This window comes from Shewanella sp. SP2S2-6, assembly GCF_031931965.1.
Classification (GTDB): domain Bacteria; phylum Pseudomonadota; class Gammaproteobacteria; order Enterobacterales; family Shewanellaceae; genus Shewanella; species Shewanella baltica.
Window position 1 is genome coordinate 161,233 of record NZ_JAUOEQ010000002.1, and the last position, 21,504, is coordinate 182,736.

17 protein-coding genes are annotated in these 21,504 nt (G+C 45.5%); 5 read left to right on the top strand and 12 right to left on the bottom strand.

From position 1 onward, the window contains the following. Positions 1 to 312 precede the first annotated feature (312 nt). Positions 313 to 1,068, top strand: coding sequence for a DsbA family protein (locus Q4Q57_RS02700; RefSeq protein WP_311889628.1), 756 nt, complete (start codon positions 313 to 315; stop codon positions 1,066 to 1,068). 177 nt (positions 1,069 to 1,245) lie between these two features. Here Q4Q57_RS02700 and Q4Q57_RS02705 read toward each other — a convergent pair whose 3' ends face one another. The 5 genes from Q4Q57_RS02705 to Q4Q57_RS02725 all read right to left on the bottom strand — a co-directional run bounded on the left by Q4Q57_RS02705 (position 1,246) and on the right by Q4Q57_RS02725 (position 7,020). Further along, complete coding sequence (locus tag Q4Q57_RS02705) at positions 1,246 to 1,773, bottom strand: cytochrome b/b6 domain-containing protein (RefSeq protein WP_259578384.1); 528 nt, start codon at positions 1,771 to 1,773, stop codon at positions 1,246 to 1,248. A 119-nt stretch (positions 1,774 to 1,892) separates the two neighbouring features. After that, positions 1,893 to 2,414: a menaquinone-dependent protoporphyrinogen IX dehydrogenase gene (gene hemG, locus Q4Q57_RS02710; RefSeq protein ID WP_107404864.1), complete on the bottom strand. Its 522-nt coding sequence runs from the start codon at positions 2,412 to 2,414 to the stop codon at positions 1,893 to 1,895. A 216-nt stretch (positions 2,415 to 2,630) separates the two neighbouring features. Next, on the bottom strand, positions 2,631 to 4,256 hold the full coding sequence (locus Q4Q57_RS02715; RefSeq protein WP_071940124.1) for a di-heme oxidoredictase family protein: 1,626 nt from the start codon (positions 4,254 to 4,256) through the stop codon (positions 2,631 to 2,633). 155 nt (positions 4,257 to 4,411) lie between these two features. Continuing rightward, entirely contained in the window at positions 4,412 to 5,572 is a 1,161-nt protein-coding gene (locus tag Q4Q57_RS02720) for an imelysin family protein (RefSeq protein ID WP_259590505.1), read from the bottom strand. 41 nt (positions 5,573 to 5,613) lie between these two features. Beyond that, the gene (locus tag Q4Q57_RS02725) at positions 5,614 to 7,020 is read right to left on the bottom strand and encodes a hypothetical protein (RefSeq protein WP_106649611.1); all 1,407 of its coding nucleotides are present in this window, start codon (positions 7,018 to 7,020) and stop codon (positions 5,614 to 5,616) included. A gap of 266 nt (positions 7,021 to 7,286) precedes the next feature. Between Q4Q57_RS02725 and Q4Q57_RS02730 the strand changes: the two genes are divergently transcribed. Continuing rightward, the gene (locus Q4Q57_RS02730) at positions 7,287 to 8,495 is read left to right on the top strand and encodes an MFS transporter (RefSeq protein ID WP_311889635.1); all 1,209 of its coding nucleotides are present in this window, start codon (positions 7,287 to 7,289) and stop codon (positions 8,493 to 8,495) included. A 160-nt stretch (positions 8,496 to 8,655) separates the two neighbouring features. Beyond that, on the top strand, positions 8,656 to 9,495 hold the full coding sequence (locus tag Q4Q57_RS02735) for a TIGR03899 family protein (protein ID WP_259504516.1): 840 nt from the start codon (positions 8,656 to 8,658) through the stop codon (positions 9,493 to 9,495). A 101-nt stretch (positions 9,496 to 9,596) separates the two neighbouring features. On the opposite strand, the gene cysC is transcribed toward Q4Q57_RS02735, so the two are convergent. The 5 genes from cysC to cobA all read right to left on the bottom strand — a co-directional run bounded on the left by cysC (position 9,597) and on the right by cobA (position 15,384). Further along, positions 9,597 to 10,214 (bottom strand): adenylyl-sulfate kinase, encoded by a 618-nt coding sequence (gene cysC / locus Q4Q57_RS02740; RefSeq protein ID WP_107946645.1) that lies wholly within the window; start codon positions 10,212 to 10,214, stop codon positions 9,597 to 9,599. Positions 10,215 to 10,278: 64 nt separating this feature from the next. Next, the gene (locus Q4Q57_RS02745) at positions 10,279 to 12,003 is read right to left on the bottom strand and encodes an SLC13 family permease (protein WP_311889637.1); all 1,725 of its coding nucleotides are present in this window, start codon (positions 12,001 to 12,003) and stop codon (positions 10,279 to 10,281) included. Positions 12,004 to 12,006: 3 nt separating this feature from the next. Beyond that, positions 12,007 to 13,449 (bottom strand): sulfate adenylyltransferase subunit CysN, encoded by a 1,443-nt coding sequence (gene cysN, locus Q4Q57_RS02750; RefSeq protein WP_311889638.1) that lies wholly within the window; start codon positions 13,447 to 13,449, stop codon positions 12,007 to 12,009. An 82-nt stretch (positions 13,450 to 13,531) separates the two neighbouring features. Beyond that, positions 13,532 to 14,440, bottom strand: coding sequence for a sulfate adenylyltransferase subunit CysD (gene cysD / locus Q4Q57_RS02755; RefSeq protein ID WP_006085924.1), 909 nt, complete (start codon positions 14,438 to 14,440; stop codon positions 13,532 to 13,534). Positions 14,441 to 14,541: 101 nt separating this feature from the next. After that, entirely contained in the window at positions 14,542 to 15,384 is an 843-nt protein-coding gene (cobA, locus tag Q4Q57_RS02760) for a uroporphyrinogen-III C-methyltransferase (protein ID WP_311889639.1), read from the bottom strand. A gap of 442 nt (positions 15,385 to 15,826) precedes the next feature. On the opposite strand from cobA, the gene Q4Q57_RS02765 reads away from it, so the two are divergent. Both Q4Q57_RS02765 and Q4Q57_RS02770 read left to right on the top strand, forming a co-directional pair. Next, positions 15,827 to 16,711, top strand: a complete 885-nt coding sequence (locus Q4Q57_RS02765) for a phospholipase A (RefSeq protein ID WP_113939007.1) — start codon at positions 15,827 to 15,829, stop codon at positions 16,709 to 16,711. Between the two features lie 233 nt (positions 16,712 to 16,944). Next, positions 16,945 to 18,501 carry a S41 family peptidase gene (locus Q4Q57_RS02770; RefSeq protein ID WP_311889641.1) on the top strand — a complete coding sequence of 519 codons (1,557 nt, stop codon included), beginning with the start codon at positions 16,945 to 16,947 and terminating at the stop codon, positions 18,499 to 18,501. A gap of 88 nt (positions 18,502 to 18,589) precedes the next feature. Here the strand turns inward: Q4Q57_RS02770 and Q4Q57_RS02775 are convergent, their stop codons facing one another. Together Q4Q57_RS02775 and mtgA are read right to left on the bottom strand one after the other, a co-directional pair. After that, positions 18,590 to 20,326: a hypothetical protein gene (locus tag Q4Q57_RS02775; protein ID WP_006085928.1), complete on the bottom strand. Its 1,737-nt coding sequence runs from the start codon at positions 20,324 to 20,326 to the stop codon at positions 18,590 to 18,592. Positions 20,327 to 20,665: 339 nt separating this feature from the next. Then, positions 20,666 to 21,451 carry a monofunctional biosynthetic peptidoglycan transglycosylase gene (gene mtgA / locus Q4Q57_RS02780; protein WP_311889642.1) on the bottom strand — a complete coding sequence of 262 codons (786 nt, stop codon included), beginning with the start codon at positions 21,449 to 21,451 and terminating at the stop codon, positions 20,666 to 20,668. Between the last annotated feature and the right edge of the window lie 53 nt (positions 21,452 to 21,504).

Genomic DNA, 21,504 nt, shown 5'->3' on the forward strand with positions numbered 1-21,504 from the left:
ATCGAATCGTTACCTATCGACACCTATCGCTTTAGCGGTGTGATCCTGTCTGCACTATTGCGACGCCAAGGCGACGCTAAAGTAAATCTAAGACAAAACTTCCATTGGGATCACAGATTTAGCCCAGTCGCGACGGGCCAATTCAGTCATAATTAAGCCTTTCCATTTAACCTGAACCTATGCGTTACGCTGGCATTTTGGCTAGCTAAACTTCTAGATTGAAGCTCACTTTATGGCTTATGTTGGCCGTTAAATTTTGCCGATAACAACAACTGACACAGTGAATTTAATCCCACCGAATTTGAGGAAACTATGATTAAACAATTAGCCTTGGCTGTTACCTTAGCGATTGCACCCTTGAGCACCTTTGCCGCCAATTTTGTTGAAGGCACACATTACACTCAAATCTCGACCAAAGCGCCTAGCAGCGAACCAAAACTCACTGAATTCTATTCATTTTATTGCCATAACTGCTTCAATATGGAAACCAACTATTTGCCTGATATCAAGGCAAACCTCAACAAACAGATAAGTTTCGACAATAAGCATGTCGACTTTATGAATAGCGACATTGGCACCGAAGTGATGCGTTCATTAGCCGTGATCCAAAGCCTTGATAACAAAGACGCCTTAACCCATGCCATGTTTACCGCAATCCAAGGTGCTGAGGGCGCAAACGGCCACGATCACAGTGCACCAGGCCATCAGCACGAGCCGCAAATTAACAGCCGTGATGACATCAAAAAAGTCTTCGCCCAATTTGGCGTCGATGCCGCTAAATACGACGAATTAGCCGATAGCAAAAGCACCGATGAAAAGCTGGCCCTGTGGCGCACTCAGCAAAATGAATTCAAAATCGACAGCGTCCCCGCCTTTATCGTGAACGATAAATACGCAGTAAACTTAAACAGCATCAAAACCTTAGATGAGTTGATTGGGTTAATTAACTATCTTGCCATTGAGAAAGATGCCGCAGCTGCTAAAACCTCATCGGGTGGCAGCCTAGGCTGGTTATTTTTAGTCTTCGCCGCCGCAATTGGTGTGACACGTCAGCAACGTCTAAGCTAATTCCAGACACATAGGTTCGTTTAAGGTACAAGCGTTAATCCAAGATACGCGCTAGCATAAAAAATGGCCTCCAAATTAGGAGGCCATTTTTATTCGCATTCGATACAAGCTTGCAATATAAGTACTTAATTCAATCGCCTATATAAACACAGTCACTTAGTGATATTTTCCAATCTATTATTGGCGAATAAAATCGAGAATATGGCTCGCTGCCAAGACTAAATGTACGATCAAGAAACCGATAAAAGCCTGCGCAAAAATTTGATGATAACTGCGCCACGCCAGCGCTGTGGGTGTGCCTTGAAATAACAACCAAGCGACACCCGTAATCCCAGTCGCCACCAGCAACAGCATGCCTATACCTTCGATGGCACTAAATAACCCTTTGCCGCCTGCGACGGGGAATTTGCCTTTTGTGAGTCCAACCATATCCTGTTTTAACTGCGCCCAATCGCCAGCTAGCCAACCAAAGTACTGGTGCCATTTGCCATGCAAGGTATTGCTGAGCAAGAACAATATCCCCAGCACTGCGCACGCTAACCCTAAATACACATGCAAATAGTCCCAAAAACCGGCGTTATCGGGTATCCGTCGGCCCATAAAAATCCACGGGCTGGCACACACGAGTAAACTGCTCGATATCACAATCCACACATGCAGATACGCCATCATGACTCGGAACAAGGAGCTGAGTTTACTCATCATATTTTTCATCCTACTTAATGCTTCCTTTGCCCTTTGCGATGAATGCATTCGTGACGGCTTAATGAGCGCGAATAAAGTGGGCTAGGGGCAAAACGCGGCGCCGTGATTTAATGCCAAAATTAGGCGCGATGGATCTGCTCACCAAAATCAGCCACTTTCTGCCAATCCGTGTATTCCACATTCGTAACAGGATCCGTAGGTCCTTTCGTTAGCCACATGATGAAACGGATGATATTTCTATCTAAGGCGTTATAGCCTTGATAGTTCAAGTTACCACCAAAAACTCGTAATAACTGTGGCCGCCAAGTGGTTTTACTTAAGAATGCCTGCATATAAGGATTAGTTTCTGGCGTGTTTTTCTCGGGTTTACGCGCCACTAAGCTAACGGAGAAAAAACCACTGACCTTATCCGTCAACACGGCTTGATGCTTTTCGATAAATTCGTACAAGCTAGGATTATGTTTACCATGGCGAATACTGGCGCCTATGATGATTTTATCGAACTCAGTGAGCGCGGGAGCGGCCTTGATATCAGCGGTAACCACGTCATTGTCCAAGGCCGTTAACTGCTGCGCGAGCTTAGTTGCAATCTTTTGGGTCTGGCCGTGAACACTAGAATAAATGATGAGAATTCTTTTCAATTTAGCCTCGATTAATCCCAAGTAAAATAACCATTAAGATATTTCATATTAGGTGATTTACCCTGCAATTTACATGAAATAGATCACGGGCTTAGCCCCAAACCACTCAGGTATATGCGGTAGTTTTAGCAAGCTCACAAAAAAAGGCAAACCCTGAGGTTTGCCCATACTGAAATACAGTAAACAGGATGAATCGACAAATCATCCTGTCACGCTTTACAAAGACATTAAAAATGCAATGACTTGCTCACGTTCATTTTTAGATAAATTCATAAAGGCAATTTGACTCTTTTCAGCTTCACCACCATGCCACAATATCGCTTCTTCTAGAGTTGCGGCTCGTCCATCATGTAAGAAACCGGCTTGAGGATTAACCGTCTGAGTTAAACCTATACCCCATAGTGGCCTTGTACGCCATTCGCTTCCCGAGGCTAAAAAGTCTGGTCGGCCATCGGCGAGCCCTTCGCCCATATCGTGTAATAATAAATCAGTGAAGGGATATATCTTCTGTCCTTTTAAGCTATCACTCATGGCTCGTCCACCAATGTCGCCACTCGTTTTAGTGGTATAAGAGGGCACATGACAAGCGGTACAATTAAGTTGAGTGAATAATCTCGCTCCCTCTCTTACATTCGGTTGAGCGACATTCCGCCTTGCAGGAACGGCCAAGGTTTCAGCATAAAAAACAACAGCATCACTGAACTCAGCTCCGACTTCAGGCGCACCATTTTCATCTTCCCCTGTATCAATAAAACCTGTTCGAGTGAGATAAGCATCATGTAGCGCCGTACCTTTGATACTTTCATCGGGGAATAAAGGATTGGTTATGCCAATATCGCCACGCAGTGCACCTAGGGATTGTACACGCACACTTGGGGTATTCGCCTTCCAACCAAAACGGCCTAAAGACACAGGTTCCTGATCACCCGCTTGTGCCTTCACAGCATCAAAAACATAGTTTGCCCTTGCAGAAATACCATCATGATTTGCATCATTTTCATCGACATGTTGCAAAATATCCTCTTGCGCAATCGCTTCGAGCAAACCTAAGCCAAATACTGGCATTCCATTACGCCATCCCATTAACACATCGTCTTGCAAAAGATTTGAGGTCAAATTGGGGCTTTGCTTAGTTTCTCCTGGCGCATCATAGGGGTTTTCCACTTCAAATAGCGGCTTCTTCAATAAGACTTCAGTACCGTCTGGGTAAGTCACTGATTTTGTATCATAGGATAAGTAAACATCCGCTTGCCCAATAAACTGATTCTGTTGCCAATCACCACGTGCTTGCAGTACGCCTCGATGAAACAGTTGTCCGCCGAAATCAGGTACTGGAATGGGTGCACAATAATCATTACTCACATCGCCTTTAATACAGACGTCATTGGCAGCCTTACTTATCCGCAAAAAGATGCCCGCATCCGATCCCAGTTTGACTCGTGCCTGACCTGCGCTGACTTGTGGAGTCGAGTTGCGTCCATCACGTTGATGGCATGCATTGCAGTTAGCGTTATTAAATACGGGGCCTAAACCATCTAACTCAGGGTGTTCAGCGTTTGGTGCCGTGGTAAAAGAAGTCTCAAAAAACTTATCGCCCGCCATGTGCAGCGCAAGTTCAGTCGCTGTTAGATTTACCGATGGTGTAGAGAAACCATGTCCTGAATTGCCTGCATCAAAGGTTGTCGTTGCGCCGCCGCTGGCAGTGATATCCGTATATTCAGGATAAACAATGGGTTCAGGTATGGGTGTATCAACATCTTGTGCATCGCCACTGCCACCACAGGCGCTCAGCTGTAAACAGCCAATGAAAAATGCAGGTAATAAAACGTGTCTGTTATTCATCAAAAATCTCACACAAATAAAATGACAAAGCAGCAACTATGCAATTGCATCCTTGCTGCTTAAGACATAACTCACCAAACGGGTTCCGTCGTTTAGCGTCATTTCATGACAATGCGAAGAACCTCTATCGCCTTAGCATTGCTCTGAATATGAAATTAAGATTTCCAACGAGAAAGTAATGGTATGACATCAGACTCAAGTGTGGTTTTCAGCTTAGTCAAGGCATCCACAGCCACTTGAATTCGCGCTCTTCCCGCATCATCTTTAATCGCTTGGCGGAAAGGCTGTTGATTGCTGCCGGCAATAGCGCGGATCTTGATAATGGCATCATCGATTTCACTGCTAACACGTGTCGCTAAGTTCGCATCGGCAGCGGCCACGAAGTTAATGATGCCCTGACGATCACTGTTACCGGTAAACTCTCCTTGATATACATTTCGTACACCAATGATGTTATTGGCAAAGTCATCTAATGAGTTCCAAGAATATTGCGACTCCACCTTTGAAGTATCGGCGGTGGCAAGGGAATCACCAAAGGGATCAGCAATCTTACCGTTACCGACCTCATCGACAATCGCAATCATGCCATTGATCAACTCTTCAACTACAGCCAATTGCGATGAGTAAATAGTATTGCCTGCTACACCGGGATTCTTCAGCAACTCAGCGTAGGGTTTAGCGGCAGCATCTTGCGGATTGTGGTTTATCTGCCAAGCATCGTCGAGTTGCTTAGTGTAATCACGGAACACTTCGGCCAATGCAATGAGATACTCACGTTCTTTTGCTGTTAACTGACTGATAGGTTTAGTATTACCATTCACACCATCGCCGAATAATAAGAATTCAATGGTATGAAAACCTTGTACATCATCGTTCCAGCCCTTAATGGTCTCAGCATCAAAACCTGAGTTAGTATTTAGCTGTGTTTGTAGATCGGTCGTATTGAGTGGCCAGCTATCAAGATGTGGATCGATGCTAAGTGAGTCAACTGGGCCAAAAATATGTGATTCACCTTGTTCCCAAGGTAAACGTGCCGCTTTCCACGCAGCTTGAGCTGCGTCTAAATCCGCTTGTGCTGTTGAGTTAGTTAGCTTCTGAGTCGCCAGTAAAAGTGCTTCCGCTTTCGCGGCTAAGTCCGCATAACCAGCCACGATAACGTCATCGGTCAAGTTAATGATCATCTCAGTGGCGACGTAACTAAAGCGATTATCCGGTGTAGTTGGTGTTGTGGGCGTTGAATCATCCGATCCAGAACCACCACAGGCAGCTAAGGTACTCATAAGGGCGATGGCTATTGCCGTTTTACGTAATGTCATAGTGCTTAATGTCCTATTTGTTCCATCAAAAGTGAATGTGACTAGAGCGAAAATTGATAACCCACGCCAAGGGCGAAGAAATTAGTATCTGGAATGCTCGCGACAGCCACTTGTTGTAAGCCTGCTTCCGCTTTAATCACTATCTGTGGGATAGGGAAATAGTTAATGCCGACACTGGTCCAAGTATTTTCAAAACGCTGAGTCGCTGTGCCAGTTTCGACTTCCATCAAAGGATTGGAATAATCTATGTTGGCAAATACGGTTAACGGAAGAGAGGTGAAATGATTCAAATCGATGCCAGCTTCAACAAAGAAAGCCTGTGACTGCGATCCCAACTGTGCGAAGTTACCGGGCCTTAAGCCTGGCGTTGTTTTATTTGCTTGAGTAATGGCATCGCTGTCGCTTAAGGTACCGTAGAGATACTGACCGCGTAAGATCCAAGGACCTTCAACATAAGCCGCTGCGACGGACACTATGCTAACTGTGCCATCCACATTGATTTTATTACTCTTGTGACGATTACCACTGGTATTGCCATAGTAGTAAGCGACACCAACGGCGGAACCTTTCTTAAAGTTGCCGTAATCTAAACGTCCTGCAAATGCTAAATCGTCGCCATTAACATGCTCGAATCGTTTTTGATGACCCGACGCTGCCCAATCATAGGTTCTAAAATATTCTGAATTGAGACCACTGATAATTTGGGCCTGATAGTGGAAATCAGCCATTTCACCATATATACCGATACCGTTTTCATTCCAAACGGCGGGGATCATGGCGGCTTCGCTTCGATGACGCATCACGGTAAGATATTGATTTGGTTTGTGCAGCATACTGGTCAAGCCAATAGGAACATGGATATTACCAAATTTAATACCAAAGGCTTTAGACGGACGATAACGCAGCTCGGCCTTTTCAATCATCACCTCACCGCCAGCTTCGACTTCAGTTTCAAATTCACCGAACTCATCAAAACCATCGTATTCTAAGGCGACGCCTGTGCCGCCATGTTCATACTCTATTTCGACTTCCATGCTCCAAGCATCGGTAAATTGATAGCCGAACTCAGTGACAACGCGCTCTAAATCGAAACGATTACGGCGCTCTGGTGTGGTGTCTTGGACGTTATCAAAGTACTCATCACTGGTATAAACGGCGGTACCGTAGGATTGAAATGAAAACTTGCTAAGTTTATCGGCGGCGGTTTCAACACTATCTACCGCGGTATTGGTCTTAGTTTGATAGTCTGCCTGCTGAACTTGCTGCTGTTTCTGTTGCGCAGCTAATTCTGATAACTGCTGCTTTAATTCTTGTAATTGAGCCTCTTGCCTTGCGATAGCCTGCTCTAAAATCGCAGGGTCCGTCGCTGCCTGTGCAGTGCAATTAACCCCACCTATGAACGCAGTGACCAAGATGGCCAGTGAACTCAACTTTAACTCTGCTCTCATTTCTTTCTCCGCGCTGTGTAACAGCTTCCCCGTAAATGCGCGAACAAAATAGATCAATTGAGAATGATTTGCATTAGAATTTACAATTAAATTTACAAACAAATTACATTAGTATCTGATTGTATAGCGGATCTGACGGCCGTATTTTTATTCAAAGAAATCGCTATATTGATTCATAAACCACACACTCTTTAAGCGTTAAGTGATCTAGCCTATTAGCCAAAAAAGCATTAGCATTTGCACACTTATCGCCTGAGTCCATATCCATGAAATCCATTCAAACCAAAGATCCTAAAGCACTCTTGCTATGGATGACCTTTGTAATGTCGCTCGTGTTTGCCGTTTGGCAGGCACTGCTCAATAACTTCGTGATTGAAAAAGCTCAGTTCACTGGTGCTGAAATCGGCATGTTACAAAGCCTGCGCGAGATCCCGGGTTTTTTGGCTTTTACCGCCATTTTTGTGCTTTTACTCATTCGAGAACAAGCCTTCGCCCTGCTTTCTCTGGCCTTGTTATGCATTGGCGTAGCAGTGACAGGTTTCTTTCCTCAAGTCATAGGCCTGTATCTGACGACGGTATTGATGTCTGTTGGATTTCACTATTTTGAAACCATCAACCAATCACTGACGCTGCAGTGGGTCGATAAAAAAGATACTGCGGGTTTTATGGGGAAAGCACTGGCGTGGCGCTCGGCCGCGGCCTTAGTGGGCTACGCCAGTATTTGGCTGGTGATGACCTGGTTGAAACTAGACTATCAACACATGTATCTGATTATTGGTGCGTTAGGTCTAGTCATGGTGCTAACTATGGCTTGGTATTATCCAAAATTTGAGACCACGGAAGTCCAACATAAAAAAATCATCCTGCGTAAGCGCTATTGGCTCTATTACCTGCTGACCTTTTTCTCGGGTGCGAGACGGCAAATTTTTATGGTGTTTGCGGGCTTTATGATGGTCGAAAAGTTTGGTTATAGCGTGAGTGAAATTACCGCGCTGTTCTTAATAAACTATGTCGTCAATCTGCTGTTTGCGCCTGCGATTGGGCGGTTTATTGGCCGAATTGGTGAGCGTAATGCGCTGACAGTGGAATACGTCGGACTCATCATAGTCTTCATCAGTTACGCCTTAGTCGAGCAAGCACACATGGCTGCAGCGCTGTATGTGATCGACCATTTACTGTTTGCTATGGCTATCGCGATGAAAACCTATTTTCAAAAAATCGCCGACAGCAAAGATATTGCCGCCACTATGTCGGTGAGTTTCACCATTAATCACATTGCCGCTGTGATTATTCCTGTGCTTTTGGGCTTATTATGGTTAACCGATCCCGCCTTGGTATTTTACATAGGCGCAGGCTTTGCCGTATGTTCGTTAATTCTGGCGCTCAATGTACCGCGCCATCCTGAACCGGGTAATGAAACCTTATGGTCTTGGACGAGCAAAAAAGCGAAATCCATCGCTAAAGCGGTCGAATAAAGCGGCATAATAACGGGCCTAGGAATAAGCTAAGCTCAATGTTGAGTTTAGAACTGAACGCTAAAGTGATCGCCATCTAAGCTAGGCAAATAAGTTCGACAGATAAAGGTGAGCGCTATGCCCTCACTTCACCCCTAATGCAGGCTCAAGGATTAACGCGATGAAGGATTCAGATATTTTAATGTTGGCAGAAGAAGGCGAGTCAACATCCGAGGCATCTGCTCGCAAGAAAGCCCTGCTACTCGGCCGTCAATTAGGCTTAGCCAGTGAGCAAGAATATCGCCCTGCGAATGCTTCCATCGCCGAACGCGCCCAACATAGAGCCCGCAAGTTATCGAGCCAGTATCAAGCCAATGTGGAAACCATTTTTGCCTTAGCCCTCAGTTATACGCCATCTGATGTGACAGGAGTCGATCTCGATCCCGACTGGAGTCATCAATTCTTTTTGATGGCGGAGCAAATCCATAACCGTAGGATGCAAGACTTGTGGGCACGGATATTATCGAGCGAGATAGTCAATCCCGGCAACTTCAGTCTGCGCACCTTAGCGCTACTTAAGCAACTGACGCACAGGGAAGCACAAATCCTTGAAAAAGCCCTCGGCATGGCGGCTAAGGTCAATAGCGAACAGCGCCTAAAACTCATCAGCGGCTATCGCTTATCCGGTGGTATTGGCCAGTATTTTCGTAAAACGACCTCAGTCAATTTAGGCTTATCCCAGTTTGGCCTACCCTACTCGAGCATTCTGACCTTAGTCGATGCGGGAATACTGCACAGCAGCGAGTTCGAAACCGGCTTACTCAACAATAAAACACCGATTCAATTTGCCCTGCAAGGCATACAAATGAAGCTCACGCCTAAGAGCGGCAATCTGCTTTTTAGCTATTATCGCTTAACGCCGATTGGTGATGAACTGGCCCAACTCGTGCAACCTAAGCCGGATCAAGAATACCTCAAGGCCCTGCAACTCTTGTTCGCTAAGGATTTTAAAATAGAATAACACCCCATAAAAATAAAATATAAATCAACAACATAACCAGCAAAACCCAGAAATAATAAAGGAGCCTAAAGGCTCCTTTTAAGTAAGATAAGGGCTAAATGTTAAGCTAGCGCTTTAGCCCTATCGGCATTGATAACATTGATTGCCGTCAGATAATCGATTAAGGCGCGCACTTGAGTCGCTAAATCGCCTTTGCTGGTATCTATGGTCAATTCTGCCGCTAATGGCGCTTCATAAGGTGATGAAATACCAGTGAAATTACTGATTTCACCACTGCGTGCTTTCACATATAACCCCTTAGGATCACGCTGCTCGCACACACTTAATGGCGTCGACACATGCACTTCAATGAACTGACTGGCAGGGAAACGGGCACGAATGCTATCGCGCTCCTCACGAGTCGGGGAAATAAAGGCCGATAACACCACAAGCCCAGCATCCACCATTAATTTGGCCACTTCGCCGACACGGCGCAGGTTCTCGTCACGGTCTTCAACCGTAAACCCTAAGTCTTTACACAGTCCATGGCGCACATTATCGCCATCAAGCAAATAAGTGTGGAATCCCGCCTCAAATAACGCCCGCTCTAATGCGCCAGCCAGTGTCGACTTACCCGCGCCAGACAGTCCGGTAAACCAGAGTAATACTGGATTTTGGCCTTTCTGTTCGGCTCTGGCGGCTTGATCTACAGGATGTTGATGCCACACGATATTTGTCATAAAAACTCCTCAATCCCTATGCTGTTAAACGACTAACACAAGGGCAATAAACTCAAGCTAATCACTAAAATGGAAAGATGATCGGCACCATAAATATCACTATCAGGGAATACAGCACAGATAACGGCAATCCTAGGCGGACGAAGTCACTGAAGCGATAATTACCCGCATTAAACACCATCAAATTGGTTTGATAGCCGTAGGGTGAAATAAAGCTCGCACTGGCACCAAAAACCACGGCCATAATAAAAGGCCTTGCATCGACGCCGTAATTAAGCGCAATCGCGTAGGCGATAGGGAAAGCCAGCGCTGCGGCAGCATTGTTAGTGACTAATTCCGTCAACAACAAGGTCATAAAATACACACCGATAAACGCGCCAAACACCCCATAACCATTAATAACCGAGAGTAATCCTTGGGCTAAACTGTCCGCAAGGCCGGTGCTCATCATCAAGTTAGCTAGCCCTAATGCACTCCCCACTATCACCACTAACTCCAATGGAAAACGGCGTTTAAGCTCAGCCAAAGTAACAGCGCCAATAACAAAATAACTCAGCAGCAGGAGCACTAAACCTTTAGCCAATGGCAATACACCGGTGACACTCAAAACGATCGTGACCGCAAAGCCGAGCAATACCCAACGACCACGGCGACTGTCTAACCGCACATTCAAATCTAAGCCGCTAATCGCCGCAAATTCTGAACTCAATTTTGCGCTATTGCTAAAACCATCGCCTGGCGTCAATAACAACACATCACCGGGTTGCAGAATAATGTCGCCAAGCCCGCCCTTCAGCGGATGATTGCCGCGGCGGATCGCCATCACGGCCGCATCGAACTGTTCACGAAAACGTGACTCTTTCAACGAACTGCCGACTAAACGGGATGATGGCGCGAGCACAGCTTCAACTAAATTTTGTCCCTTGGCTTGATGCTTACCAAACCAATCTAAACCATCGAATTGATGCAATAACTCAACCGATTCCACCGCGCCACTAAAACGCAGTACGTCGTCCGCTTGCAGCACTAACTGGGGCGGCACTGGGCAAATACAAATGCCGCTGCGCTCTAACTCAACCAGATATAACTTTTTCAGTGCCCTGAGTTTGTTATCGACCACACTGCGGCCGACTAAGGACGAGCCCTTTGCCACATGGGCTTCGAGCAAATAAGGCAGCGCCTCTTCATCCGATTCTTCCCGTCTGTCGGGCAGAATGTTCGCCAGTAGGATCAGCAATAACATACCTGCGATAACGATCACCACGGCGACCGGTGTGAACTCGAAGAACCCTAAGGCGGGCAAGCCGGCGTTCTCCACAAAGGAGTTCACAATCAGGTTGGTCGAGGTGCCAATCAGGGTCAGTGTGCCACCTAAAATTGCCGCATAATTCAACGGTAATAATAACTTAGCAGGTGCGTGCGCTTGATTGCGACGCACAACCCCAATAAGCGACGCCACCACAGCCGTGTTATTGGTAAAGGACGACAGCAAGGCAGTAGATAACCCGAGTTTTGCCATTGTCGTAGGCAAAGAACTATTGCCTATGACTTGACTCAACTTTCCCAGCAGGGAGGTTTTTTCCAATGCCGTCGCAGCCAATACCAAGAGGACAAGTGTGACTAAGCCAATATTGGTAAAGCTTGTTAATGCGGTATCGAGCGCAACCATGCCAAGCAAATAACAGAGCAAAAATGCAAATAAAAACAATACCGCAGGATTAATACGGCCGCTAATTAAGCCAGCAACAAGCCCTAACAAAATAATCGCTAACAGCCACAAGTCACTCACAAATTAAGCTCCAAGCTTAGAAATATCTATCGCTTGCCAATGGGGGAAGTGTTTACGCACTAAAGCATTAAACTCGACTTCAAAGGCACTAAATTGCGATGCGGTTTGTTTGTTAACATGCTGGCCCGACACCACCATCACTGCGGCAACCGTCGCATTACTCAGGCGATCGATTAAGATCATTCCACCCGTATCACGCACTAACGAATAGGCATCAAACACTATGTCTTCGGTCAGCTCTAAGGTCACGCGAGCAATGGCGTTTAACCCAAGCGTATCCGTCGCGCTGCGCGCTAAGGTATTAACATCAACCACATAATCGATGCCAGTCACAGAGGCTTGCGTCTTCTTACCGGCCACTTTGATGTCGTATAACTGGCCGAGTTGCAATGGCTTTTCATCCATCCACACTATGTCAGCGCTGATCACGTTAGCGACGGCTGGCGCAGAATCCGGTCTTGCCAGTAAATCGCCACGGGAAATATCAATTTCATCTTCCAGCGTGATCGTCACAGCTTGGCCAGCAACCGCTTCTTGTATGTCGCCATCGAAGGTAACAATGCGTTCAACCTTGCTGCGTTTGCCCGATGGCAAAGCGATTAATTCGTCGCCGACATTGATAATGCCAGAGGCTAAAGTACCCGCAAAACCGCGAAAATCTAAGTTAGGACGCGACACATATTGCACAGGGAAACGCACGGGCAATGCGGTGAGTTCACGTTGCGTATCAATGGTTTCTAACAGCTCAAGCAGAGTACCGCCTTGATACCAGTCGCTTTGGGTGCTGCGCTCAACCACGTTGTCACCATTAAGCGCCGATAAGGGCACAAAGTGGATATCGAGGTTACCGAAATCTTTAACGAAATCGGTAAAATCGGCGCGAATACGGTTGAATACTTGCTCGTCAAACCCAAGTAAATCCATCTTGTTTACGGCAACGACAAAGTGACGAATACCCAGTAATGAGGCGATAAACGCATGGCGCTTAGTCTGAGTCTGCACGCCATAGCGAGCATCGACTAAGATCACCGCCAAATCACAGGTCGATGCACCCGTTGCCATGTTGCGCGTGTACTGTTCATGCCCTGGGGTATCGGCGATGATGAACTTACGCTTATCACTTGAAAAGTAACGGTAAGCCACATCGATAGTGATGCCCTGCTCGCGCTCAGCTTGCAGACCATCCACCAGCAAAGCTAAGTCAATCGCTTCACCTGTGGTACCCATCTTAGCGCTGTCGCTCTTTAGGCTCGCCAATTGATCTTCATAGATCTGGGCGCTGTCGTGTAACAGACGGCCGATTAAGGTACTCTTGCCGTCATCCACACTGCCACAGGTTAAAAAGCGCAGTAAGCCTTTGTTCTGCTGCTGAGCTAGATATTCTTTCACACCATGGAGGGTAATTTCTGCCGCCATGCGATTGGTTTTATTGACCGCTTTGTCCATCTTGTTCTCACTCTTGATCTGCTTGGCTACAGGTCGCGCTTTACCAACGCACCTTCGCGAAATAGGGTTAACCTTGCCGAGATTAGAAGTAGCCTTGACGCTTCTTCTGCTCCATCGAGGCACTTTGATCTGAGTCGATCAATCGGCCCTGACGTTCGCTTGAACGGGTTAACAGCATTTCTTCAATAATCTTCTCTAGGCTGTCGGCCTCAGAATGCATGGCAGCAGTAAGTGGGTAGCAACCTAAGGTTCTAAAACGCACCACTTCTTCTTTAAACTGCTCGCCCTCGGCTAACTTCATCCGCTCGTCGTCGGCCATGATTAACTGACCGCCGCGCTCAACCACTTGACGTTTAGCCGCAAAATACAAAGGCACTAACTCAATGTTTTCTTGATAGATATATTGCCAAATATCCAGCTCAGTCCAGTTAGATAACGGGAATACGCGAATACTTTCGCCCTTGTTCACTGCGCCATTATAGGTGCGCCACAGTTCTGGACGTTGGTTTTTAGGGTCCCATCTGTGGTGACGGTCGCGGAACGAATACACACGCTCTTTGGCACGAGATTTCTCTTCATCGCGGCGAGCCCCACCGAAAGCCGCATCGAAACCGTATTGGTTAAGTGCTTGCTTTAAGCCTTGGGTTTTCATGATGTCAGTGTGTTTCGCACTGCCATGGTCGAAAGGGTTAATCCCCTGCGCCAACCCTTCTGGGTTAATGTGCGTCAGTAACTCGAAGCCAAATTTCTTTGCCTGCGCATCACGGAACGCGATCATCTCTTTGAATTTCCAACCCGTGTCGACATGCAGCAACGGGAATGGGATCTTGCCCGGATAAAAGGCTTTACGCGCTAAGTGCAACATAACGGAAGAATCTTTCCCGATGGAATACAACATCACAGGATTATCGAATTCGGCTGCAACTTCACGAATGATCTGGATGCTCTCGGCTTCCAGTTGTTGTAAGTGGCTTAATTCACGCCCGGCCATACTATTCTCCGTTTACCTTAAATTCGCCGTGTTACCACAGCATGGATTAGCTTAATTTGTTTAATATTTTTAACTACTTAATAGCTTTGACTGTTTGCGGCTTAGTTTATCGACGCGCCCGAGACTCTAACCGATTGAGTCTGTTCATCGCTGACCTGAGTCGATTCAATCGCTTCAGGTTTGAACCAATGCAAGGTGTCATTCAGCGTGACGACTTCACCTATGATCATCAAAGCTGGCATTTGTAATTCTGGATCGGCGGCAAGCTGTTCAAGCTCACCTAAACGGCCGATAAAACGACGTTGCTCTTTAGTGGTTGCCTTTGACACTATCGCCACGGGTGTTTCAGGGCTTCGGCCCGCATCGACTAAACCTTGGCGAATAATGCCTGCGTTCAGAATCCCCATATACACGACTAAGGTATTGTTAGGATTAGCATAACCTTGCCAATCCATAGGGCGACTCTCTAACTGACAATGGCCAGTGATAAAAGTGACGCCTTGGGCATGGTCTCTGTGGGTTAGGGGAATTCCCGCATAGGCTGACGTGCCGCTGGCAGCAGTAATGCCGGGAACGACTTCAAACTCAACCCCAGCTTCGACTAAAGTTTGTAACTCTTCGCCCCCGCGGCCGAAAATAAAAGGATCGCCGCCCTTAAGGCGCACCACATTTTTACGGGTGTAGGCTTTAGTGACAAGTAACTGATTAATCTCGTCCTGTGCGGCGCTATGCTTGCCCGCACGTTTACCTACGGCAATCTTCTCAGCGTCTTTGGGAATAAGATCGAGGATATCTTGGCTGACTAAAGCATCGTATAGCACTGCATCAGCAGTTTTAAGGATGCGCCATGCCTTTAACGTCAATAGCTCAACGTCGCCGGGACCTGCACCCACCAGCCAGACTTTGCCTTTGGCCGCTTGGCCCGGTAAAGAGAAAATTTCCATCAGAATCCCCAAGATCACTTTAGTCTGTAGAAATATAGCGCGTCTTATATTCCATAATAAATAGATAATTATTAGTTTTTATATCATTTAGATATAAAAGAATGAGTGACCACTCACTTAAAGTGGGGAAAACCTTGGGTTTCAAAATCAAAAATGCCCTAAATCCAAGTTAACCCATTGAAATAAAAATGACTTAATAAGATTAAGCGAATTGCATCAAAATAATTTCTGTCCGCTAAGTGCATGATTTTGGCACTATGTTATTGCCAAAAATTCTACCTAAACATGTCTCTATGGGACTAAAAATGGCTGACTACAAGATTTGTCATTAAGTGACACAGGATTTTTCCATAACCATAAATTCACTTTCTAATGTTAAGCTGGAAATAACTATCTTTGTTGAGTACGACTGACAAATAAATAAACACATCAAGGAGGGCAGATGAAACCACTTTACTCAGGTATTGCATTGGCAGGGCTATTAGCCTGTACGGACATAAATGCCGAAGAATCATTAGTCAAAGGAAGAGTAAAAGATGAACTTGCCACGGCGGATCTACCTTTTGTGATTACGCCACATAAAGTGAATTACCTTTTACCAGTTACCTACAGCCCAGATCCCAACATGGCACCTTTCACCGAAGATGCAATACTCAACCCCTATTCATTAGATGAGTTTGAGGCTAAGTTCCAAATCAGTTTTAAATTTCCTATTTGGTACAATGTGTTTGGTGATAATGGCCATTTATTTTTTGCTTACACCAATCAATCCTATTGGCAGGTTTATAACAAAGACACTTCATCGCCTTTTAGGGAAACCAATCACGAGCCTGAAGTCTTTATGCTGTTTAATAACGATTGGAAAATTGGCAGTGTGACCAATTCCTTTTGGGGATTTGGTGCCGTACATCAATCGAATGGTAAAGCAGGGCCACTTTCCCGCAGTTGGAATCGACTCTATGCCACTATGATTTTTGATGCAGGCCCACTCGCCTTCTCCACCAAAGTGTGGTGGCGTATTCCTGAAGATGAAAAAACAGATCCATATAAAGCCAGCGGCGACGATAACCCTAATATTGATGACTATATAGGTAAAGCAGAGTTTATTGGCGTTTATGGTATCGATGAACATAGATTCACTTTAACCGTTAAAACGAATCTAGAAGATATCGACAGAGGCTCAGCAGAACTGACTTGGAGTCATCCTATCGTCGGCAACTTACGCTTTTATACTCAATACTTTAATGGTTATGGCGAAAGCCTAATCGATTACAACTATCACAATCAACGTATTGGTATCGGAATTTCACTCAACGATATTCTTTAAGAAAGATATACCCACTTGATCCCGCTATTTAAGATTGTTTGGGTATATAAAGTGACTAAGTACAAAAATCGACCATAATTTGCTGCTAATCTACCAAACCTGCTGCTAAATTGCTCAGATGGACCTGAGTTTATGGCTCAGCGGGACGATTTACATTGATCCGAATGGCATTTAAGCCGATAGTCGCACACCTTTTTGTGCCCTGAAGCAGCGCCTTAACATCATGGAGGAATATGAGTTTTAGCTACCGCAGCATAGTCATGCTACTCAGTGTCATTATTTTCGCGAGCTTACTTAAGCTCGCGTTTTTCGCTGTGCCAAAAGATAACACTGCACCTATGCTTAATGCGCAAGAGGTACGCCAAGATCTCTATGCCTTATTGGATCAAATCGAGCAACACTCAGCGTTTTATGCCTTAACGACCGACAAAGCCAACCCGCAGCTTAAATTTATGGCTAGCCTTATTGTTGAACAGTATCAAGATATTACTCCCAATGATCGCTTTGCTGCTGAAGTCACTAAATTACTCAATACCCTCAAAGATCCAGGCGCTCAAGTGCATAACTTCGATGATCAAAGCGGCGAACTCCCGTTAACCTTACGACCACTTAACGACCAGTGGTTAGCCTTAGATAGCAATAATAGTCCAATCAACAACGACTTTCCCTTTGTGACTCATATCGACGGTTTACCTATGAGTAAATGGGTGGCAGCCAGCCAGGCCTATCTACCTGAGCCTGCAAAACAGAGCCAAGAAATGCAGTTACCTTGGCTGAAAAAACTGAACCTGCTGCGTGAAGATTTGGGGCTCAGCATCAAGCCCTATGTGCTGGTTACGCTGATTAATGATGATCTGCAAACCCAGCAGGTGACTCTCGCCCTGCCAAGCCGCGAACCGCAGACTCAATTAGTGGAAAATAATCAAGAAGATCAGACACAAGATATGAGTGTTTTTGAATTCATTAATCAGTTATCTCAGTTTGAGCGCACCGAATTTCAAGACACTCCAAATCAATTAGAAACAGTTAACAATACTACGGTCAAACTGAAGATCAGCGATCTGTACGCCTTTGAATTGGATAGAGATCTACAGCAAGAACTGCTCAAGGGTATGACGCATCCATTACTGATCATCGACTTACGTGATGCTAGTGGTTTTAGCCCAAAGTTATTGACCCTATTATCGCGATATCAAGATGCGGATTTAAATAACACTTTAGCGCCGAACGTGATGGGATTTGCACACTATCGCCGCTCACCGGAGCTGAGAAATGACTATCTGCAGCCACTCAACTTTAAGCCTTTAGCTGCGCTCGAATACAGTGTGCCACGACTAAAATCCCTCACCCGCAACTTACCCTCAGTCGATGAAGATAAATTCAGCCCTTGGTATATTCGCACTAAACCTGCGGTGACTCCTGAAGGGCGAAATCGCTTAGCGCTGCTCGTGAGCCCTAAATGCCGCCAAGAATGTGAGTGGATTGCCTATCGCACTAAATCTTGGTCTAGGGCGAATTTGATTGGTGAAAAAACCTCGGGCGACTTTGCTCGACAGTACCATTTTAAACTGCCAAACAGTGGGTTAGACATAAGATTCAGTAGTTCGTTAACCTATGATGCACAGGGAAAACTCTTGTCAGGTGCTGGGACTGAGCCCGATATTTGGCTCCCCCAAAACAGTGATATTCAATGGCAAGGATTAGTGAGTTTAGTGCGTTCCGCTAAACCAAAAACTCAGATAATTCAAACATCACAACCCACTAAGCTAGCTCAAGCTAAGCTGAATTGAATCAAAAAAAAGAGCCAGCAATCTGCTGGCTCATTTCAAACATTGATTCGTTAACTGATATCAGTTAGCTAAAGAATGGATCCTAGAATTATTTCTTTTCAGTCGCTTTAGAATTGGCAACTGAACCTATAACCAAACCTTGCTTATTCACATCGAAGCTCATTTGAACTCGCATGTTGTAATCTTTAAGCATTTTCATTTCTTCAGGGATTGGCTCGCCGCTCATTTCTAACAACGTCAGCATTGGAGTGAACATCTTGCCGTAGTCAGCAGATAAGCTGTACATGCCATTCGCAGACAGTTTCTCGCCCGCTAATTTGTTTGCCAACGCCAGACCTTTATCACCGCTATACACCACTAAATGCTGACCTTTAATCGCGAGCATAGGCTTAACACCTAACTCAGGAGGCAACATCAATATGGGTGATAAGTCAGTGGCATCGCCGTTATCGGCTAATTGCACTTCGGCCAACATAGGCGCGAAAGGTTTCACCATATTGAACAACATAGATGGATTTTCGGCGCTGAGGCTGACTAACGCATCTAAGCTTTCTAACTTAGGCTCTTGATCTTGTGTGCTCATTTTAAAGTCGAGCAATGAAACGCTCATGCCTTTCACACCGTTCGCCATACCAGTGAACATGCCTAGCATAGCTGGGCTCTGTTGGCTCAACTCAGCTTGCAACTCGGCCAGTGGCGCACAGGTCAATTGCGGCTTTTGCAGATCATCCCAAATAGCCGTTAATGAAGGTGCAACTTCGTTGACATCTAAGCCTATGCCCATAGAGAAAATAGTGCTGTCGATATCCGCCAGATGTGCAGGAATAAAGCCACGCATCTTTTGCATTGCCGCAAGAATCGGTTGATTCTTAGTTTCAACCACAAATGAGGCCGCCATATGGCTTTCTTTTTCTGTCACAGAAAACGCGGTTAAACCCGCAACCGTGCGCGGCCAATTAGCCGCAATAGCGGTTAATTCGGTGCGACATTCTGGTGTTCTAATTTGAGCTAATGGATCTTCACCAACGCTTTCATTAGCAAAAAACTTTGTCAATTGCTTGGATAACATATTGCTATCGGCTGAAGTCAACGCCTTTACAATTTCCACATGGTTGATAAAGCTGATGCTGTCATCTTTAAAACCATGGGTCTTAATAATATCGTCTAATATGCCAGAAGCGGCCAATGAGTGCGGCGCCTTCTTAATACCGAATGCCATTTCTAATAACTCAGGCTCGGTAATAGAGGTGCTGAAAGTAATCGTTAAAATGCCATCTTTCTGGGCAAATAACAGTTCAGCTTTCTCAGTTGAAGTCTCATCCGATAATGCATAAGCGCGATAATCAACATCACCCACTTTACGCATTTCGTGGGTCACACCACTGTCTTTTTCGGCTTTATCTAATACAGCCCAAAAAGCATCGACTTGATTAACGTCAATCTTTAATACAGGCAAAGCGCCTAACGTGTAGATATAAGGCTTAACTTCATCTGGAAAACCAAAGGTTTTCAACAGTAAGGCTGGCTCTTTAATGCCATCCATATACTGCTGATAAATGCTGACGAAGAACTTACCCATAGGGCTATCCAGCTCACCAAATTCGGCAAGCGCGTTACTTGGATATTGCTGGTAATTTCCAGAAATAGACTGTAAATACGCTTTTAACGGGAAGGGTTTTAGCTGACCCGAAAAAATCGGCGTATCAGCAGGCACATAGTCGAGCAAAGGGTTGGCAGAGGCACTCGAGCCAGCACCATTCTGCGTATACCAATAACCGCCCGCACCAGCTGCAATAATTGCCGCGGCAATCACAATCTTTTTCATTTAAGAAACTCCATTTAATGACAATTCAATTTTATGAAATCAATACCTAAAGTAATACCTAGGTATTTGAATATTTATCCGCTCTTACATATCCCTTACGCAGATAATGCAAAATCAGAAAACTAAGGTATAAATTTTGCCCGATAATTTAACATTAAACCGATACAGAAGCGAACAGGATAGGGAATCAAACCGTTAAAACGCATCAGCGTTAACCTTAATTCAACAGGTTTCCAATCTTATTTCAATTCAGTAATAAAAGATCTTTAAGTCGTCGACGATTAACAAAGTGCCCAATGACACATAAATGCATCTGGGCCAAACTCACACGTCAGACCTTCATCCCGCTTCGTGGACTTTTTTAAGCGTGACGTCACCTAACTGGCGCATTTGTTTGCGGATCCAAGCGGAACGCTGCTGCACATAGGACGACGGAGGTGACACTTTATAACGCCAAGGATTGGGTAAGATAGCTGCAAGTAATGAAGCTTCATATTGGGTCAGTTTTGCCGCAGACTTGCCAAAATAATGCTTTGATGCCGCTTCGGCGCCGTAAATACCTGGGCCAAATTCGACGATATTTAAATACACTTCAAGGATGCGTGACTTATCCCAAGTCAGTTCCATCATTAAGGTAAACCAAGCTTCTAGTCCCTTACGAAAAAAACTGCGGCTAGACCACATAAACAGGTTTTTCGCCGCCTGCTGACTTAAGGTGCTGGCTCCGCGAACTTTAGTGCCTTTCTGATTGTATTTCAGCGCCGAGCTTATCGCGGCTAAATCGAATCCCGCATGCTCGGCAAAACGTTGATCTTCTGCGGCGATCACCGCCAATTGTAACTCAGGAGAAATGTGCGCTAAATCGCGCCACTGATGCATGACTTCCCCCATAGGTGCAGGTGGAAATAAGGCGCGCTCAATCCGCCAAGTCCACATGGGTGGATTAACGAATCTGAGTAGAATAACCAATAAGATTGAGCCAATTAATGCCCATACTAATCCCTTGAATAGCCAAGACAATAAACGACGAAAGCCACGCTTACGCCTCTGAGGAGCAGGACTACTCGACTTATTGGCACTAGGACGCCTGACATGATCTCGCATCGCATATAAAGGAGCCGTCATTTACACCATCTCATCCGCGCACTCTCATCTCTCATTTATGATATCCAGCCAAG

Coding starts and splice junctions, on each gene's coding strand:
- Q4Q57_RS02700 (WP_311889628.1), top strand. CDS start 313: ATGATTAAACAATTAGCCTTGGCTGTTACCTTAGCGATTGCACCCTTG.
- Q4Q57_RS02705 (WP_259578384.1), bottom strand. CDS start 1,773: ATGATGAGTAAACTCAGCTCCTTGTTCCGAGTCATGATGGCGTATCTG.
- Q4Q57_RS02715 (WP_071940124.1), bottom strand. CDS start 4,256: ATGAATAACAGACACGTTTTATTACCTGCATTTTTCATTGGCTGTTTA.
- Q4Q57_RS02720 (WP_259590505.1), bottom strand. CDS start 5,572: ATGACATTACGTAAAACGGCAATAGCCATCGCCCTTATGAGTACCTTA.
- Q4Q57_RS02725 (WP_106649611.1), bottom strand. CDS start 7,020: ATGAGAGCAGAGTTAAAGTTGAGTTCACTGGCCATCTTGGTCACTGCG.
- Q4Q57_RS02730 (WP_311889635.1), top strand. CDS start 7,287: ATGAAATCCATTCAAACCAAAGATCCTAAAGCACTCTTGCTATGGATG.
- Q4Q57_RS02735 (WP_259504516.1), top strand. CDS start 8,656: ATGAAGGATTCAGATATTTTAATGTTGGCAGAAGAAGGCGAGTCAACA.
- cysC (WP_107946645.1), bottom strand. CDS start 10,214: ATGACAAATATCGTGTGGCATCAACATCCTGTAGATCAAGCCGCCAGA.
- cysN (WP_311889638.1), bottom strand. CDS start 13,449: ATGGACAAAGCGGTCAATAAAACCAATCGCATGGCGGCAGAAATTACC.
- cysD (WP_006085924.1), bottom strand. CDS start 14,440: ATGGCCGGGCGTGAATTAAGCCACTTACAACAACTGGAAGCCGAGAGC.
- cobA (WP_311889639.1), bottom strand. CDS start 15,384: ATGGAAATTTTCTCTTTACCGGGCCAAGCGGCCAAAGGCAAAGTCTGG.
- Q4Q57_RS02765 (WP_113939007.1), top strand. CDS start 15,827: ATGAAACCACTTTACTCAGGTATTGCATTGGCAGGGCTATTAGCCTGT.
- Q4Q57_RS02770 (WP_311889641.1), top strand. CDS start 16,945: ATGAGTTTTAGCTACCGCAGCATAGTCATGCTACTCAGTGTCATTATT.
- Q4Q57_RS02775 (WP_006085928.1), bottom strand. CDS start 20,326: ATGAAAAAGATTGTGATTGCCGCGGCAATTATTGCAGCTGGTGCGGGC.
- mtgA (WP_311889642.1), bottom strand. CDS start 21,451: ATGACGGCTCCTTTATATGCGATGCGAGATCATGTCAGGCGTCCTAGT.